The sequence below is a fragment of the Alkalibacterium sp. s-m-28 genome, from assembly GCF_054658175.1.
Genome location: NZ_BAAGIQ010000253.1, coordinates 1 through 555 on the forward strand (window position 1 = coordinate 1; position 555 = coordinate 555).

Here is a 555-nt window from a genome sequence, read left to right on the forward strand (position 1 = left end):
GGCTATTTTGATTAACAAGACTATTGGGTGTTCCCGATTCATCTACAATCATTTTCTCAATCAGTGGAATGAAACTTACAAAGAAACAGGTAAGGGATTATCTTATGGGAAATGTTCTGCACAACTTCCTTCTTTGAAAAAACAAGAAGAAACGGAGTGGCTTAAAGAAGTCGATAGTATTGCACTTCAGTCTTCTCTACGAAACCTTTCAGAGAGTTTTGACCGCTTCTTCAAAAAGCAAAACAAGTATCCTCGTTTCAAGTCAAAAAATAATCCGCTTCAGTCATACACTACAAAAGAAACTAATGGGAATATTTCCGTTGAAGGCAACAAGTTGAAACTGCCGAAACTGGGATTGGTTCTCTTTGCGAAAAGTCGTGAGGTAGAAGGCAGAATACTCAATGCTACTATTCGCAGAAATCCAACAAGAAAATATTTCGTATCCCTTTTAGTCGAAACGGAAGTCGAACCCATCGAAAAAACAGATTCTTCTGTAGGTGTGGATGTTGGATTAAAAGACTTTGCGATTCTTTCGGATGGAACAGTTTACAAGAA

At 37.8% G+C, this 555-nt stretch carries 1 protein-coding gene; it reads left to right on the forward strand.

Annotated elements, in window-relative coordinates; genetic code table 11:
• Nucleotides 1-4: 4 nt before the first annotated feature.
• A partial coding sequence (locus ACYQ4S_RS12195) for an RNA-guided endonuclease TnpB family protein (RefSeq protein ID WP_459771433.1) occupies nucleotides 5-555 on the forward strand: 551 nt, incomplete at its 3' end.